The sequence below is a fragment of the Aeribacillus sp. FSL K6-1121 genome, assembly GCF_038003725.1.
Lineage (GTDB): Bacteria > Bacillota > Bacilli > Bacillales > Aeribacillaceae > Aeribacillus > Aeribacillus composti.
The window spans coordinates 22880-39357 of record NZ_JBBOPS010000003.1 but is presented as its reverse complement, the minus strand read 5'-3'; the positions used below and the strand labels follow the sequence as shown (position 1 = coordinate 39357).

General features: G+C 41.0%; 23 protein-coding genes. 21 read left to right on the top strand and 2 right to left on the bottom strand.

The window, feature by feature from the left end; translation table 11 throughout:
- Window positions 1-135: 135 nt before the first annotated feature.
- Window positions 136-1251: a site-specific integrase gene (locus tag NSQ61_RS20160; protein ID WP_340808374.1), complete on the bottom strand. Its 1116-nt coding sequence runs from the start codon at window positions 1249-1251 to the stop codon at window positions 136-138.
- A gap of 69 nt (window positions 1252-1320) precedes the next feature.
- On the bottom strand, window positions 1321-1944 hold the full coding sequence (locus NSQ61_RS20155; RefSeq protein WP_340808370.1) for a LexA family protein: 624 nt from the start codon (window positions 1942-1944) through the stop codon (window positions 1321-1323).
- Window positions 1945-2099: 155 nt separating this feature from the next.
- On the opposite strand from NSQ61_RS20155, the gene NSQ61_RS20150 reads away from it, so the two are divergent.
- The 21 genes from NSQ61_RS20150 to NSQ61_RS20055 all read left to right on the top strand — a co-directional run bounded on the left by NSQ61_RS20150 (window position 2100) and on the right by NSQ61_RS20055 (window position 16468).
- A complete protein-coding gene (locus tag NSQ61_RS20150) occupies window positions 2100-2309 on the top strand; it encodes a helix-turn-helix transcriptional regulator (RefSeq protein WP_340808368.1) in 210 nt (69 codons plus the stop codon).
- Between the two features lie 36 nt (window positions 2310-2345).
- The gene (locus tag NSQ61_RS20145; protein ID WP_340808365.1) at window positions 2346-2666 is read left to right on the top strand and encodes a DUF771 domain-containing protein; all 321 of its coding nucleotides are present in this window, start codon (window positions 2346-2348) and stop codon (window positions 2664-2666) included.
- Window positions 2667-2681: 15 nt separating this feature from the next.
- Window positions 2682-2810, top strand: coding sequence for a hypothetical protein (locus tag NSQ61_RS20140; RefSeq protein WP_340808363.1), 129 nt, complete (start codon window positions 2682-2684; stop codon window positions 2808-2810).
- 14 nt (window positions 2811-2824) lie between these two features.
- Window positions 2825-3040 carry a hypothetical protein gene (locus NSQ61_RS20135; RefSeq protein WP_340808361.1) on the top strand — a complete coding sequence of 72 codons (216 nt, stop codon included), beginning with the start codon at window positions 2825-2827 and terminating at the stop codon, window positions 3038-3040.
- Between the two features lie 14 nt (window positions 3041-3054).
- The gene (locus tag NSQ61_RS20130; RefSeq protein WP_340808359.1) at window positions 3055-3378 is read left to right on the top strand and encodes a hypothetical protein; all 324 of its coding nucleotides are present in this window, start codon (window positions 3055-3057) and stop codon (window positions 3376-3378) included.
- Window positions 3375-3530, top strand: a complete 156-nt coding sequence (locus NSQ61_RS20435) for a DUF6906 family protein (protein ID WP_445659473.1) — start codon at window positions 3375-3377, stop codon at window positions 3528-3530. Before NSQ61_RS20130 ends, NSQ61_RS20435 begins: the two co-directional genes overlap by 4 nt.
- A 17-nt stretch (window positions 3531-3547) precedes the next feature.
- A complete protein-coding gene (locus NSQ61_RS20125) occupies window positions 3548-3880 on the top strand; it encodes a hypothetical protein (RefSeq protein WP_340808358.1) in 333 nt (110 codons plus the stop codon).
- Window positions 3881-3885: 5 nt separating this feature from the next.
- Window positions 3886-4347: a hypothetical protein gene (locus NSQ61_RS20120; RefSeq protein WP_340808356.1), complete on the top strand. Its 462-nt coding sequence runs from the start codon at window positions 3886-3888 to the stop codon at window positions 4345-4347.
- Window positions 4344-5507 carry a DUF2800 domain-containing protein gene (locus NSQ61_RS20115; protein WP_340808354.1) on the top strand — a complete coding sequence of 388 codons (1164 nt, stop codon included), beginning with the start codon at window positions 4344-4346 and terminating at the stop codon, window positions 5505-5507. Before NSQ61_RS20120 ends, NSQ61_RS20115 begins: the two co-directional genes overlap by 4 nt.
- 136 nt (window positions 5508-5643) lie before the next feature.
- On the top strand, window positions 5644-5820 hold the full coding sequence (locus tag NSQ61_RS20110; RefSeq protein ID WP_340808352.1) for a hypothetical protein: 177 nt from the start codon (window positions 5644-5646) through the stop codon (window positions 5818-5820).
- A 24-nt stretch (window positions 5821-5844) separates the two neighbouring features.
- Entirely contained in the window at window positions 5845-6591 is a 747-nt protein-coding gene (locus NSQ61_RS20105; protein WP_340808350.1) for a DUF2815 family protein, read from the top strand.
- A complete protein-coding gene (locus tag NSQ61_RS20100; protein WP_340808383.1) occupies window positions 6591-8558 on the top strand; it encodes a DNA polymerase in 1968 nt (655 codons plus the stop codon). The genes NSQ61_RS20105 and NSQ61_RS20100 overlap by 1 nt, the downstream gene beginning before the upstream one ends.
- A 7-nt stretch (window positions 8559-8565) precedes the next feature.
- Window positions 8566-9147 carry a hypothetical protein gene (locus NSQ61_RS20095; protein ID WP_340808348.1) on the top strand — a complete coding sequence of 194 codons (582 nt, stop codon included), beginning with the start codon at window positions 8566-8568 and terminating at the stop codon, window positions 9145-9147.
- Window positions 9148-9162: 15 nt separating this feature from the next.
- Entirely contained in the window at window positions 9163-9591 is a 429-nt protein-coding gene (locus NSQ61_RS20090; RefSeq protein ID WP_340808346.1) for a hypothetical protein, read from the top strand.
- A complete protein-coding gene (locus tag NSQ61_RS20085) occupies window positions 9588-9812 on the top strand; it encodes a hypothetical protein (RefSeq protein ID WP_340808345.1) in 225 nt (74 codons plus the stop codon). Before NSQ61_RS20090 ends, NSQ61_RS20085 begins: the two co-directional genes overlap by 4 nt.
- 2 nt (window positions 9813-9814) lie before the next feature.
- Entirely contained in the window at window positions 9815-10561 is a 747-nt protein-coding gene (locus NSQ61_RS20080) for a hypothetical protein (protein ID WP_340808343.1), read from the top strand.
- 51 nt (window positions 10562-10612) lie between these two features.
- A complete protein-coding gene (locus tag NSQ61_RS20075) occupies window positions 10613-13036 on the top strand; it encodes a virulence-associated E family protein (protein WP_340808341.1) in 2424 nt (807 codons plus the stop codon).
- Between the two features lie 310 nt (window positions 13037-13346).
- On the top strand, window positions 13347-13628 hold the full coding sequence (locus NSQ61_RS20070; RefSeq protein WP_340808339.1) for a VRR-NUC domain-containing protein: 282 nt from the start codon (window positions 13347-13349) through the stop codon (window positions 13626-13628).
- Complete coding sequence (locus NSQ61_RS20065; RefSeq protein WP_340808337.1) at window positions 13625-15007, top strand: DEAD/DEAH box helicase; 1383 nt, start codon at window positions 13625-13627, stop codon at window positions 15005-15007. Before NSQ61_RS20070 ends, NSQ61_RS20065 begins: the two co-directional genes overlap by 4 nt.
- The gene (locus tag NSQ61_RS20060; RefSeq protein ID WP_340808336.1) at window positions 15004-15429 is read left to right on the top strand and encodes a transcriptional regulator; all 426 of its coding nucleotides are present in this window, start codon (window positions 15004-15006) and stop codon (window positions 15427-15429) included. Before NSQ61_RS20065 ends, NSQ61_RS20060 begins: the two co-directional genes overlap by 4 nt.
- A 646-nt stretch (window positions 15430-16075) precedes the next feature.
- Window positions 16076-16468 (top strand): HNH endonuclease, encoded by a 393-nt coding sequence (locus NSQ61_RS20055; RefSeq protein ID WP_340808334.1) that lies wholly within the window; start codon window positions 16076-16078, stop codon window positions 16466-16468.
- Window positions 16469-16478: the final 10 nt, after the last annotated feature.

The window sequence follows — 16478 nt, the reverse complement described above, 5'->3', positions numbered from 1 at the left end:
TCATACTTAAAACAAGTTAAAACAAAATTTATAGAAACCTTGATATGACTGCATTTATCAAGGTTTTTCTTTTTGTCTTTTTTAAACGATTTAAAACCATTTTTAAATGTTTACTACACATACACTACACACTACTCATCCATTTTGATACATATTAACTGCTATTGCTTCTTCTTCAATTCGCAATTCTTTCATGACATGTAAATAGCGTTTATATGTTATATCCGGTGAAGAATGACCTAGCCGTTCACAAATATATGGTATCGTTGCTTTTTTATAAATCAGCGCACTCGCATGTGTATGGCGCAATTCATGAGGGGTAATTTTCTTTTCAATGCCCAGATCATCCAAAATTCTTTTTAATACTTTATTAACTGCGGTATTTGTAATGACATGATATTTAGACGTAGTGCTAAAAAATACAAGCTTGTGAATATTATTTGGCGTTTTAAAAAATAATTTTTTAAATTCATTCATAACTTTCGGATCAATAGAAATGATACGTTTTGATTGTTCATTTTTCGTTTCCCCAAAACCTCTGGGCATATCTTTTTTATACCCCCATGTTTTATTAATCCGAATAGTGTTATTATTAAAATCAAAATCATCACGAGTTAAACCCACCAATTCTTCGAAGCGCATACCAGACACAAGTAATAATAAAATGGCATAATAGCTTAAACCACGATCCAATCGATTGAATAGTTCGTGGTAAAGTAATTCGCTTTCCTTAAAATTTAAATATTTCATATCTTTATCTTTACCGGCCAATCCCGTTACCTTTGCTTTATTCGCAAAATTATATTGGATAATTCCATCCTCAATAGCACTTTCCAAGCATGATTTAATATGACCATGCGTTTTCAACATGGTTTCTTTTGAGTATTTTTGACCATACTGATTTAAAAATGCTTGATATTCAGAACGAATAATATCTTGGATAGATTTATCTCCGAAAAATTCTTCAATATATTTCAACGTGCTTTTATAATGCTTCACCGTAGGAGTTTTAAGGTCTATCTTATAAAGGCTAAACCATTTATTAAAGTACTCTGCAAATGAAATTTTTGTATTTTCTACATATTTTCCTTTTTTCAATTGCGCTTCCACTTCTGCAGCAGCGAGTTGTGCTTCTTTTTTTGTCTTAAAACCACCTTTACGAATTGGTTTATATTTGCCATTTACATACCTACTAATAGTGTACTGCCATGATGGTTTTTGTTTTGTTCCTCGATTTGTAAAACTTGCCAAGTGTTATCACTCCTTTTAAAAAGACCAGACAAATAAGCCTGGTCTTTTTAATTTCAAAACGTTTTGAAATTAAAGTTTCATTTCATAACTAATAGCTTTTCCAATTATTCTTGCAGGATGTTCTTTGCTTACTTTTATAAATGGGTATTTTGGATTATCCGGAATTAACCAGACAGTGTCCCCTTCTTTTTTTATTCTTTTTAAAGTTGCCTCTTCATCGTTATTCACAAGAACTGCTGCTATTTCTCCGTTTTCTACATCTGGTTGAGCACGAATAAGAACTATGGCGCCATTTGGAATAGTTGGTTCCATACTATCCCCTTTAGCAATAAGTCCGAATACTTCTCCGCTAGGGAGGCTCTCTCTTGATTTAAAAATATAATTTTCAATATTTTCATTCGCTAATATTGGTTCTCCGCAAGCAATTTTTCCCAATATCGGAATAGGGATCGTTGGTGGAGCAATGTTAACTAAATTATTAGGTTGTTCTTCTGTTAACCTCGATTTAGGTACATTAAAAAAATCAGCTATCTTTTGTATTTTATCTATACGAGGATATTTATCTCCATTTATCCAATAAGAGACAGTGGCGTCACTAACATTTAAATAAGCAGCCAATGCTCGTTGATCTATTCCTCTTTCTTTTATTAACTTTTGTAAATTTTCACTAAGAATTTCTCTAGCACTTTTCATTTTTTCACCTCCTTCTAGTTAATATTATAAACAAAAAGTTAAAAAAGTAAACATTTATTTTTAACTTTAAGATAAAAAAATTGTCGAAAGGTATTGACATTTAACTTTAAGTTAAATAGAATGATAATTGAAGTTAGATGAAGGAGGTGCTGAAAATGGCAAGTCAAATGGAATTGTCGTTAAAGGCTTTGCGAGTTAACGCAGGTATGACGCAACAAGATGTTGCTGATAAATTAGGTGTTAAACGACAAACTGTAGCGAAATGGGAAAATGGCGAAGTAAAACCTAAAGAATTAGTAATTTATGCTTTAGCTTATTTATATAAAGTTGATATCGACAATATCCGTGTTCCTACATCGGCATGATTTAACTTTAAGTTAAAAATGGGGGGTGAAATATTATTGAATCAGCAACTTAACGTAACTATTTCAGTCCCAATACCAGAAGAATATGTTCTTATTAAAAAAATAGAACTTAAAGAGTTGCAACAAGAACGCTTAACAGGTGTTTATTGGTCAATGAAAGATTTAGAAAAACGGATTAACAAAAGTAGACCGTGGATTTTAGAAAATATTTTATATGAACCTCGTTTCAGAAAAATGCTAGATTCCAAAAATGGCGGGCCTGTTTACTATCCTCAATCACAAGGTGAGAATTGGAGTTTTCATGCGACAAAAATGGCAGAGTTTTTGGATAAAAATTTTTCAAGAATATTCAATTAAAAGGAGGTGAACACATTGGATTGTCCACGTTGTGGTTCTGAAAACGTTCGTTGGGAAGTTGTAGAAGTCGTTGAGGGGACAGGATACATTTGGGAAGCAGCATGCCAAGAGTGCGATTGGGAAGATACGAAATATGAATTTTAAGGAGATGATCGATAATGACCGCTGGGGAAATGCTGATGTTTACGAAGCGTTTTAAAAACATTTTATCTTCTAAAACACCACAAAGCATTAAAGATGCTCGTCTAGCGAATTTAATGTCTGACCTGGAGAGAGCATACAACATTCCGATGTTGCGAAATGAGAATTTCGAAAAACAAAATCCGTTTGTGATGCAGCTGTATCGTACGGTTTCGGAAGCAAGAGATATATGAGGTGAACCAAAAAAATGAAAAGATCTTATATGTTCGCATATCAAACCGATTCAGATACATTTAGAGGTTACGGCAACCGGCAAAAAAGATATGCCGGTAACTATGCTTACATTTTAATTCTTGATTATATAAGCAAAGAAAAAATGGTAATTATGCAGTTAAAAAACAACAAATGGGTATATGAGTCAATCGTTAAGCTTATTGACGCCTATGAATTAAATACTCAATTTAACAAAGAAATCTGGGACAAGCTTGTTGATATTGCAAGACCGTTCCTGATCAGTCATGTGGAGTTTGAGGAAATCGAAAAATTTATGTTGGGGGAGGCGATCACTTGAAAAATGGCAAACGGCCAACCAGGAAGGAGAAAATGACAATGCTCAAGTATCATCTGAACCCAAACAACTGGTTGGTTTCAAAAAGAAATGGGGATATGTTGACGCTGGTTCACAGATACACAAGTAGCGTTAGGCAAATACCGAAAGATTGAAAGGAGGTGATCACACAATGAATGTCCTTCCTGGAGACATGAAGCTAGCCGCGCAACTTTACGAATGCTGTTACTCCTGCCTAGAACGAGCTCGGATGGAATTAAAACGAGACAACCTCGAGGAAGCTGATCGCTGGGTAAAGGAATACCAACGTTGCAAAAGCGATCTAGACGAGCTCATCAAACGGAAAAAGGATCACGATCAACTCGTTGAGATTGCTCAGATGATGAGGGATCTTGGACTTGATATTATGCTCAGCACAGCACGAAAAAAGTCTCACTTTGGCAGAGTGAGACAAGCTAAGAAAAACAATCCTACCGTTATTTTATCACAAAAAGAGGGGGAATAAAAACAATGAATATTACTGTTGAAATCAAAGCGCCTGATTTAGTGAATGCTATACAAACACTTGCTCATGCAATTGGTAAAAATCCTGGCTCAGCTACAGCCGTTGCTCATGAGAGTGAACCTATTCAATCGACACAAGAACAACCGGTACAAACTCAAAACGCACAAGCCGTTCCTAGCGCAGTGCCTACAGCTGCACCAACACAACAACAGCAAGCACAACCGGTTGAACAGCCGGCGCAACAACCAGCACAACAAGTTCAAGAACCGCAAGCAGTGCCGACATCAGCGCCAAGCTACGCACTGGATCAACTGGCAGTAGCAGCAACACAACTTGTTGATGCCGGCAGACGTGAAGAATTGGTTCAACTGCTCGCTTCATTCGGTGTACAAGCCCTTACAGCGCTACCAAAAGAGCAATACGGTGCTTTCGCAACAAAACTGCGTGAAATGGGTGCAAAAATATGAGTCATGCTGAACGAGAACACGCGCTTCTTTCAGCCAGCGGCGCTCATCGTTGGCTCGTTTGCACACCATCTGTAAGGCTTGAAGAACAGTTTCCGGACACAACAAGTGAATACGCCAAAGAAGGAACGTTGGCACATGAAATTGCCGAGTTGAAGCTACGAAAATACTTCATCGAACCGATGAGTCAACGTTCTTTCTCTGCCAAACTCAACAAATTCAAAAAACGTGAATTGTTCCAAGATGAAATGTTGAAACATACAGACACATATCTTGAATACTTGCAATCTATTACACTCAGCTTTTCGTCCAAGCCATATGTGGCAGTTGAAAAGAGGGTAGATTACAGCGCATATGCACCAGAAGGTTTCGGAACTTGTGACTGCATCATCATTCACGGGGAAGACCTTTACGTCACCGACTTCAAATATGGGAAAGGCGTACCGGTATCAGCTGAAAACAACCCGCAAATGAAACTGTACGCATTAGGCGCATACCTGGAATACAGTTTGCTGTATCCGATCAAGCGGGTTCATTTGGCCATTGTACAGCCGAGACTGGACAGCATTTCGGAATGGTCGCTTTCAATCGATGATCTGCTTGCTTGGGGTGAAGAAATCAAACCAATTGCCCAAAAAGCTTTCAACGGCGAAGGGGAGTTTGTTCCTGGCGAACATTGCAAGTTCTGCCGGGCAAAAGCGCAATGCCGGGCAAGGGCTGAACAGTATACAGCGCTCGAAGACTTCAAGCAAATGAAACCGCCTCTCATCAGCAACGATGAAGTCGGCGCTATCTTGGAAAAAGCGTTGCATATTGAAGCCTGGGTGAAAGACCTGAAAGAATATGCCCTTGCTGAATGCTTGAAAGGGAACGAGATTCCAGGATGGAAAGCGGTTGAAGGTCGAAGTGCACGCTCATTCACCGACATTGACAAAGCATTTGAACATTTGAAACAAAACGGTATTGATGAAGCGATGCTTTATGAACGAGTGCCTTTAACCGTTTCCAAGCTTGAAAAACAGCTGGGTAAAAAAGAGTTTCGCAGCTTAGTAGAGGAAGCAGGTTTTGTGGAAAAATCGCCTGGAAAACCTACACTTGCTCCGATATCGGACAAGCGTCAGGCTATCACTGCTGCACCTGATACGGCGAGTGATTTTCAATGAAATGTTCAAGATGTGAAAGAGATATAACACACAGTGTTTACAAGATTGCTTTTGGCAACGAGATTCTTTGCATTGTTTGTTATTCAAAGATTCCTTACAAAGAAAAGCTTAAACATGCAAAAGGAGGTGTGAGCGAATGAAGGAAGTTACAACGGTTGAGTTAGATCTGGAAGATCTTGAAGACGCAATCTACCAATACCTTTATGAAAAAGGGTACGTTACGTCTAAAGCGGAGTTTGTTTACGAGATTAATAGGTTTTCTGGGAATACCATAATTGCAGGTGCAAAAGTAGTCGTCGATCATAAAAAATAATCACTTTAAAGGAGAGATGTAAACATGGCAAATCAAAATCCAACTCGTGTTGTAACTGGTGAAGTACGTTTTTCATACGTGAATTTATTAAAACCTCGTGCAAGCCAATTCGGTGGAGAAGAAAAATTCAGTGTCACAATTCTTGTTCCGAAATCTGATATCGCTACAAAACAGGCAATCGATGCAGCGATTGAAGCGGCAAAAGAGATTGGCAAAAAAGAAAAATGGAACGGGGTTATACCTCCTGTTCTAGCTATCCCCATCCATGATGGTGACGGTGTACGCCCATCTGATGGTATGCCGTTCGGCGAGGAATGCAAAGGACACTGGGTATTTACAGCAACATCTAAGGCAGATCAGCCGCCTAAAATTGTCGATATTAACTTGAATCCGATTCTTGATCCAACTGAGATTTACAGCGGTATGTATGGGCGGATTGCGGTCAATTTCGCACCTTACAACAGCGCAGGTAAAAAAGGAATTGGCGTGTATATCAGCACGAATGTCCAAAAAACAAGAGACGGTGAGCCGTTAGGAGCATCTGCACCAGCTGCGGAAGCTGATTTCGGCACTCCAGTTCAGCCAAATGTTGATGAGCAAATGCCAACAGGTATGCAACAACCACAACAAACATATCAACCTCAAACACCGTATGGACAGCAGCCACAACAGCCTTATGGGCAACAACCATACGGTCAACAACCACAACAACCGCAACAATTTGACCCGATCACGGGGCAGCCTATTAATGGCGGAGTGTACGGCATATGATCCGTACGCTCAACATCGACATTGAGACATTTTCTACAGTGGATATCCAAGAATCAGGGCTCTACAAATATGTTCAGAGCCCTGACTTTGAAATACTATTATTTGCTTATTCGGTTAATGGTGGTGCAACCCAAATAGTTGACCTGGCGCAAGGGGAGCAAATTCCACATGAAATTATTACAGCGCTTGGTGACCCGAACGTCATCAAGCATGCTTATAATGCAGCGTTTGAATGGTACTGTCTTAGCAAATTTTTTCATTCACCAATTGAACAATGGCGCTGCACCATGATTCACGGTCTTTATTGCGGGTTTACTGCTGGGTTAGGCGTAACAGCTAAAGTGCTTGGTTTGCCGCAAGACAAACAAAAAATGACCATTGGGTCAGCGCTTATTAAATTGTTTTGTACGCCTACTACCCCAAACAAGAAAAACGGCGGGAGAACAAGAACACTTCCACACCATGAGCCGGAGAAATGGGAACTCTTCAAAGAATACTGCCGGCAAGATGTAGAGGTAGAAAAAGAGATCGAGCGCCGATTGTCCAATTTCCCCGTGCCAGAGCAGGAACAGCGATTATGGCAATTGGATCAGATGGTTAATGTCCATGGCGTAAAAATTGACCAAGATATGGTTGATAGCGCTTTGTATGTGGATGAAACAGTTAGAAGCCAGCTAACGAAAGAAGCTGCTGCTATCACCGGGCTTGAAAATCCCAACAGCGCACAGCAAGTGATGGGATGGCTCAAGAAACAAGGCGTGAAAGCGGAGAACCTTAAAAAAGAAACCGTATCAAAACTAATCAAGGAAACAACCGGCAATGTTAAAAGAGTGCTGGAAATACGTCAGGAGTTGGCCAAAACCAGCGTGAAAAAGTACCGATCCATGCAAAAAGCGGTTTGTGAAGACGGACGTGTGAGAGGGCTGCTACAGTTTTACGGCGCCAATCGTACCGGTAGATGGGCTGGCCGGCTTGTACAAGTACAAAACCTTCCTCGCAATTACTTAGAAACACTTGCACATGCTAGAGGGTTGGTCAAATCCCGAAAAATAGACGCGCTGAAACTGATATACGGAAGCGTATTTGATACGCTTTCCCAACTCATACGAACAGCGTTTGTTCCGAGTGAAGGCCATCTGTTTGTCATATCTGACTTTTCAGCAATCGAGGCGAGAGTAATCGCCTGGCTAGCCGGTGAGCAATGGAGATTAGACGTCTTCAACACTCACGGCAAAATCTATGAAGCTTCTGCGTCTCAAATGTTTGGTGTTCCGATCGAATTAATCAAGAAAGGAAATCCCGAATATGAGCTAAGGCAAAAAGGAAAAGTGGCTGAATTAGCCTTAGGTTACCAGGGAGGAAAGGGTGCACTGATCCAGATGGGTGCACTAGACATGGGGCTGACAGAAGAAGAGCTGCCGGACATTGTGAGACGTTGGCGATCCTCAAACAAACGTATTGTTGATTTATGGTACAGCTTGGAAAACGCCGCATTGTCCGTCATGAGAACGGGGCAGCCGGCAGGGGTAAAAGGGTTAATTCTCGCAAGAGAAAGCGACATCATCAACGGTTTAGATTTTTTAACAATTACCCTTCCGAGCGGGCGAAAGCTTTTTTACGCCAAACCGTTTCTTGCTGATAACGAATTCGGAAAAGAAGCGCTTTACTATTACGGCTTGAATCAGACAACGAAAAAGTGGGAACGGGTCTCAACGTATGGCGGAAAATTGGTGGAAAACGTGGTGCAAGCCATTTCACGTGATTGCTTGGCGGAGAGCCTTAAACGGCTGCAACAAGCTGGTTATCAAACGGTTATGCACATACATGACGAAGTCGTGTTAGAAGTACCTAAAGAAAAAGCTGATCTTGATAAGATCGCAGCGATCATGAGCGAACCGATTGAATGGGCGCCTGGTCTTCCGTTAAAGGCGGAAGGGTTTATTTCAGAATTTTATAAAAAGGATTGATGTGCAAATGTTGACATATGAAACGTTCATGAAACATGCAGACAAGGTAACGAAAACAGCTTCCGAAAGCAGACCTGTTCTAAAAGGGATATTCCATCACCAAGATGGCTCACTTGTTGTGACTGATTCCTGGCGGCTGTATAAAGTTTTCGGAATCGATCACGATAAAAATCCCAACTCCATCTACACACCCGCCGGGAAAAAGATTGATAACCCTTACCCGAACACAGACCGGTTGGTGCAGATTCCGGAAAACAGTGAATCTTTCACTTTTGAAACCAAAGAAATGTTACAAGCGGTTGATGTTGTTACTTGCGCTCCAACAGCTTTAGGAGAAACACCGATTATACGTTTTAAAGAGTACGAAATGATGTGTCAATTCAACGGCTTTGATCGGGCTTTTTATAAACTTCCTGCAAAATTTAAAGAGAGCTTTATTTTAAACGGTCAGTTTTTACTGGACGCATTGAAATTGCTCAAGGCAGCGAAATGCAAAGAATTTTCGCTTCTATTTACAGGACGCTTAAGACCGATCTTTTTGGTAGCAGACAACATCACAATTCTGATCATGCCTATACGAATCCATTGAAAGGCGGTGTTTGTTGTGAAAATCGTAAAAGGCAGTTTTGAAAAATTGAAGCCTGAAATGAAGCTGTTCCAAGCGGATGTTAAACAAAAAATCAAAGCCCTTTCCGAAATCAGAAAAGAAAAAGGGTGTCTAAACGAACAAGAAATTGAAAAACTAAGAGAATTAGAAAAACTAGAAAGGCTTTACAATCCTTCAAAAGTGCTGCCGGTACAGCTTGAAAGTACTTCCCTTGTTGTTGATTACAAACTGTTTACCAAGTTTCTAAAGAAAATCGAAAAACTGCCGCATGAAATCAACATCGAAAACGATTGTTTAATCGTTGAATACCGAACCCCGCAACATGCACCGGGGCGCTTGGAACTGTATGATCTATCAAACTACTATCTTCATTTTCAACATATACCCGTTGTGTATTTGCCGATTGCGAAGGTGAGCACGGCATGATACAAACCATTACGAAGTACGGAAAGTCCAAACAAGAACTAGTGAAACAATGTCGCGAACTAGAAAAACGAGGTTTCGATTACGTTGCCCCAATAACAAAAGTAAAACGGTACCGAAAACTTTGGAAAAACCCAAACGGAAAATATCACTGTTATCGGCGTGACTATATGGGTGTAGCCGAAGGGGAAGTCTATTTTGTGAAAATGAGAAGGGAAGTTTGAGAATGGCGGTTAGAGCGAAAATCACACCGTACCGATTGGGGGAAATCCGTTTTGGTAGAAGGGGCTACCAAGACGGATGGAAACCGGAGTTGAAAGAGTACAAGCTAACTCCGGAGGAGTTGGAAGCATACAAGAACGGCAAATCTATCGATGACATTTTGAAAGAAAGGGATGAAAAACAAATGACTGAGGTTAAAGAGTTGACAGAAGCAAAATACAACGAACTGCGAGAGAAAGGGTTGTCCAACAAAAAGATTGCAGAAATGTTCGGAAAAAGCGAAGGATGGGTCTACAAACAAAAAGAAAAATGGGGTTCTCCTAAAGAAAAAGAAGACAGCCGCCCGACAAAGGAAGCTTACGAAAAGCTTTTGAAAGAAAAACAGGCACTTCAAGAAGAAGTAACATCATTGAAAAAAGAGCTGCGGCAACAAAATGACATTGTTAAACCTCAACAAGTTCTAGAGATAGAAAAGCTTAAAAAAGAGATTGAACAGCTGCATAAAGAAATTCAAAACAAAGATCAGTACGCTGAGCAACTAAAAGAATACTTTGAAACCGCCATGTCTAGTAAAGAGCAAGCTCAAAAAGAAGTCATTACGTTGGAAAATGAGGTCAACAAGTTGAAAGCTAAATTAACCGAATTAGAAGAAGCGAAAAGCCGGATTAATAAAGAGTTATTTGACGCAGAATTCGAGCTGAAAATTTTGAGAAGATATGTTTATTTTCAGCTTCAAAAAGAGATTTCATGAAAAACGGGGGTAAAGAACGGAAAACGAAACTCTCGAAACTAGGTGATCTGCATGCAATACGATAGAAAAATAACCATATCTGCAGCTGGGAGCCGAAAGGCCACCCTTTGGCCAGCGCAAACGTTGTACTGGTCAGAGTTGGTTGATCGGCTCAGAACAGCTGTCAGAGGAACTGAAACTTTAGCTGAATACTTAAAGCTGCCAAAGTCTAAACAAGATGAGCTCAAAGATGTCGGCGGGTTTGTCGGAGGGAAGCTTGAGGGCAACCGCCGAAAAGCAAACCATGTCATCGGCAGGGACTTGATCACGCTGGATATGGATAACATCCCTGCCGGTGGTACAGCTGACGTGTTACGGCGCATTGAAGGGCTTGGATGCGCCTATGCCGTCTACAGCACCCGCAAACATGAGGAAGCAAAACCCCGTTTGCGGGTGATTGTTCCTTTGAACCGAACAGCAACAGCTGATGAATATGAACCGTTAGCGAGAAAACTAGCTTCCATCATCGGTATATCATTCATGGATCCTACCACGTTTCAGGCTCACAGGCTCATGTATTGGCCGTCATGCTGCGCCGATAGTCAATACGTGTTTCAATATGCCGACAAGCCTTTTTTAGACGCTGACGGCCTTTTATCACTTTATAACGATTGGCGGAACATTGATGAATGGCCACAAGTGCCAGGAGACGAATCCAAGCACGTGAGGCTTGTTGCCAAACAGGGAAATCCGTTAGAAAAGCCTGGTGTTGTTGGGGCATTCTGTCGGCAGTACAACATACATCAAGCAATAGAAAAGTTTCTCCCTGGCGTTTATGAGCCAGTTGATACTGACGCGAACAGGTACACCTTTGTTGCCGGTTCTACGGTTGGCGGTGCTGTTGTGTATGAAGATGGGCTGTTCCTATACTCCCATCATGCAACGGATCCGTGCAGCGGGAGACTGGTCAATGCATTTGACCTGGTTCGTTTGCACAAGTTTGGTGATCTTGACGATGAAGCCAAACCAGATACGCCGGTGAACCGTTTGCCGTCTTTTACAGAAATGTGTGCTTTTGCTTTGAATGATGCTGGGGTAGCAGCCATCATTAACCAAGAACGGTATGAAAAAGCCGTTGAGGATTTTGGGGAGCCTAGCAATACTCCAGCGACGAAAGAAGATTTAAATTGGATATCCAAGTTAAAGATAAGCCCGAATACCGGACAACCTTTGAAGACAATTGAAAATGCTCTGACAGCTCTTGAAGGAGATCCGAACTTAAAAGGAAGGATCAAAATGGATTCATTTGCCGAAGCCATTATTGGGGTAGCGCCTCTTCCTTGGCCGCCAAGAGACCAAGAAAAAGGTGAGTTTCGGTGGACGGATGCCGATGATGCGGGATTAAGAAGTTATCTCGAAAGAATTTTAGGCTTCCGTTCAAAAGACATGATCAATGATGCTTTGGTATTGATTGCTGCCAAAAACCGTTTTAACCCAGTAGTTGAGTATTTGAACAGCCTTAAATGGGACGGTGTAAAACGTTTAGATACATTGTTTATTGATTACCTTGGAGCTGAGGACACGCCATATGTCCGAGCCGTGACAAGAAAATCTTTTGTTGCTGCCGTTGCCAGAGCCATGCAACCGGGCATTAAATACGACACCATGCCTGTTTTAACGGGGGCGCAAGGCCTCGGAAAAACAACTTTGATTCAAAAGATGGGGAAATCTTGGTTTTCGAACAGTATTGAATCATTTGACGGAAAAGAAGCAGCTGAATTGCTGCAAGGCGTTTGGATTGTCGAAGTAGGGGAAATGAGTGCCTATAATAAAACGGATGTTCAAACGATCAAGGGGTTTTTGAGCCGAACAGAAGACCACTATCGAGCGGCATACGCAAGAAAGGCTGAAAAACATCCAAGACGATGCGTCTTTTTTGGAACAAGCAACCGAAGTGACTATTTAAAAGATCCAACAGGTGGAAGACGTTTTTTACCGATTGATGTGGGTTTGCAAAAACCTACAAAAAGTGTTTTCAAAGACTTAGATGGGGAAGTGGATCAGTTATGGGCAGAGGCCGTGATGTATTGGCGGCTTGGGGAGCCCCTGTTTCTCACGGGAGAACTGGCAGAGGAAGCTAAACGGCAACAGGAAGGGCATGCTGAACAAGATCCAAGAGAAGGAATGATTCGGGAATTCGTTGAACGCCGTGTGCCTGTTGACTGGCAAAAGCGGGATATTGGATCGAGAAAATTATACTGGTCTGCCGAATTCGGAAAAATTGAAACCGAAACCGTTGAACGGGATCGGGTTTGTGCTGCAGAAATATGGGTGGAATGTTTTGGGGGTGAAATCCGAAACATGAAAAGGTCAGACACAATGGCCATAAATGACATTTTAGACAAATTAGAGGGGTGGGAAAAGGAAAAAAATCCTTTCCGGTACGGACCATATGGAAAAGTTAAAGGGGGATATAGAAGGGTTAAAAAGCCATAAAAAGGAAAAGCAAAATGTCTACTTTCATCGATTTTTTGTCTACCTTCTATTGATTTTGTCTACCTTCTAAAAAATGGAAATGTCTACCTTGTCTACCTTGAAAAATGTCAAAGTAGACGGGTAAGGTAGACGTCAAATCCTTTGATATATCTGCATTTATTTATATTTGTCTACTTTGTCTACCTTATATAAAAGAAAAATAAAAAATAGATAAAATAGGGAGTATTATACCCGCCTATACGCCTATTTATATAAATATATAAAGGCGCATAGGTAGAAAGTATACACTACTGTTTCGGAGGTATGAAAAATGCGAGAAAAAGAGATTGAAATATATCTACGGGATGAAGTGAAAAAAGCGGGAGGAAAAGCGTATAAATTTGAATCGCCGGGAAATGATGGGGTGCCAGATAGGATTGTCATTTTTCCAGGCAACAAAATTTATTTTGTTGAGGTGAAAGCGCCAAATGGGAAAGTTAGACCGCTGCAACTTAAACGGATGCAGGAACTAACTCAATTTGGTTGCAAAGTATTAGTTATCAACAGTAAGCAAGGCGTGGATGGATTCATTAAATGGGTGATGGAGGAATGAGATTTGTTCCACATGCATATCAGAAATACTGCATTAACCGGGTTCTCACCACGCCGGCGCTAGGGCTGTTCCTAGATATGGGCTTAGGTAAGACAGCCATCACCTTAACCGCCATCAACGATTTAAAATACAATCGATTCGCGATAAACAAGGTTTTGGTTATTGCACCGAAAAAAGTTGCAGAAAGCACCTGGGTAAGAGAGGCGAAAAAGTGGGATCATTTGCAACTATTACGTTTTTCTGTTTGTCTTGGATCTGAGAGCAAACGGATCCGAGCGCTTAACACACCAGCCGACATTTACATTATCAACCGCGAAAATGTTCCTTGGTTGGTGGACTATTACAGGAATGAGTGGCCATTCGATATGGTGGTGATCGATGAATTTAGCAGTTTTAAAAATCACCAGGCAAAGAGGTTCAAAGCACTGAAAAATGTCCGGCCACACATCAAACGGATCGTCGGGCTGACCGGTACGCCAGCGCCAAACGGATTGTTGGATCTGTGGGCGCAGGTGTACTTGTTGGATGGTGGGCAACGTCTAGGGAAGCGAATAACCGGTTTTCGCGAACGGTATTTTGAGCCGGACCAGCGAAACCGAGACCGAGTTTTCACCTATGCCCCAAAGCCTGGGGCAGATCAAGTGATTCAAAATTTGATTGGTGATATATGCGTCAGTATGAAGGCAGAAGATTATCTGGAACTTCCGGACATCATGTATAACACGATACCGGTTGTTCTAGATAACAAAGCAAGAAAAGCATATGAGAAACTCGAAACAGAAATGCTTCTCCAGGTGGATGGGTCAACGATTGATGCAGGATCGGCGGCAGTATTGACCAACAAGTTATTACAGCTTTGCAACGGCGCTGTCTACGACGAAGAACGAAACATCGTAAACATCCACGACTGCAAGATTGAAGCATTTATGGAGTTGATCGAAGGGTTGAACGGGAAACCGGCACTGGTTTTTTACAGCTTTCAGCATGATAAAGACAGACTATTGAAAGCATTGGAGAAAACTAAATTAAGGGTTAGGGAATTGAAGACGCCGCAGGATGAAACGGATTGGAATAATCGACAGATTGATATATTACTAGCCCATCCAGCCAGTACAGCATACGGACTAAACCTGCAACAAGGCGGAAATCACATCATTTGGTTCGGGTTGACATGGAGCCAGGAACTATATGCACAAGCCAACAAACGTCTTCATCGTCAAGGACAAACCGAAAAAGTTATCATTCACCATTTGGTAGTTGAAGGCGGAGTAGATGAAGATGTGATGGCTGCTTTACAAGAAAAAACTGATACGCAAGAACGTTTGTTGCAAGCGTTGAAAGCAAGAATCGAGAAAGTGCAGGAAGGTGTGAGTGTATGACCATAACCAAGCTAAAGAAACAGACATTTAAGCATATTGAAGCGGAGTTGTATTATTATCATGAAACGTTGAGGGAGATCGAAAGATTGCGAAAAGAAATATTGTTTGAAAAAATGGAGCAAGATGAGAATATCGGCGGCGGGAGAAGTAATCTCCCTTCTTCTCCGACGGAGAGAACAGCTAACAGGTTGTTGACACACAAAAGATTGCAAAGGATGGAAGAGATCACAGCAGCTATTGATAAAGTGTACCGCCAGCTTCCGGATGAATATAAAAAACTGGTGAAGCTAAAATATTGGACAAAACCACAACGTTTAACTATGGACGGGATTGCGGAGGCGTTGAATGTTGGGAGAGCTACTGTTTTTCGATGGAGAAATGAAATTATTTACGCGATTGCGGACGCAATTGGGTGGAGATGAAAATGATACTATCATGATACTTTTGAAACCTTTTTTCGTGTTATTATGATAGCGTGAGAAAATATTATAGTTGGGCATCTGAAATATTTTTTGATAGTTTTATCAATTTCTTTTTTACAACCCACAGGCAACCAAAAAAATAACGAAAAGGAGTTGAGAAAACTCCCTTAAAATATCGTACTTAGCCTGTGGTTTTGTTTTTGCTTATTTACCATGTGTAGATAAAGTCAGCTGGATTTCGCAATGCGATAACCGACTTTTAAGCATCCTTCGGGGTGCTTTTTTATTTGGAGGGAAAACAATAATGAGCGTGCGTGATTTAAAGGTAAATGTAAGTTGGCACATTATCGCTGATATAGACGATTGCATGGTAGTCGCTTTTTGTGTGAATGGGGGGGGATAGCGTTTATTGTGTCGGGTCAATCAGATGAAATGTATCGAAAGCTACGGGAAATTTTTTCATAGTTTTTTATTTGGGGTTGATAGCATTTGTTTATCGGTTTAGGGTTAGGCGTCGGGACAGTGATGTTAATCCAATTGGTTGTCGATCTATTTGAAGGTGAATTTACTGATTTTCGTTGGTATTTGATATGCACTTGCATCATGCTGTTATGTTTTGCTTTAGATGCTGTTTGGAGTTGATGACATGCCTAACAGACCACTAAAACCATGCAATAAGATCGGATGTACCGAATTAACAAGAGAACGATACTGTAACAAACATAAACACCTAGCCGAGCAAAGACAACGAACAAGACGGAATGATAAGGAATACGACAAGCATAAACGGAACCAACAAGCAAGGGCATTCTACCATAGTCGAGAATGGGAACGGGTTAGACTAGCTGTCTTAGCAAGAGACAATTACTTATGCCAACATTGTTTGAAAGAGAAGAAGATTACAAGGGCAGTCATTGTTGACCATATTACTCCTTTGCTTGTGGATTGGAGCAAGCGATTAGACATGGATAATCTACAATCCCTATGCCAAGCCTGTCATAACCGGAAGACAGCGGAGGATAAACGAAGGTATGGGTAGGGGCGGTCAA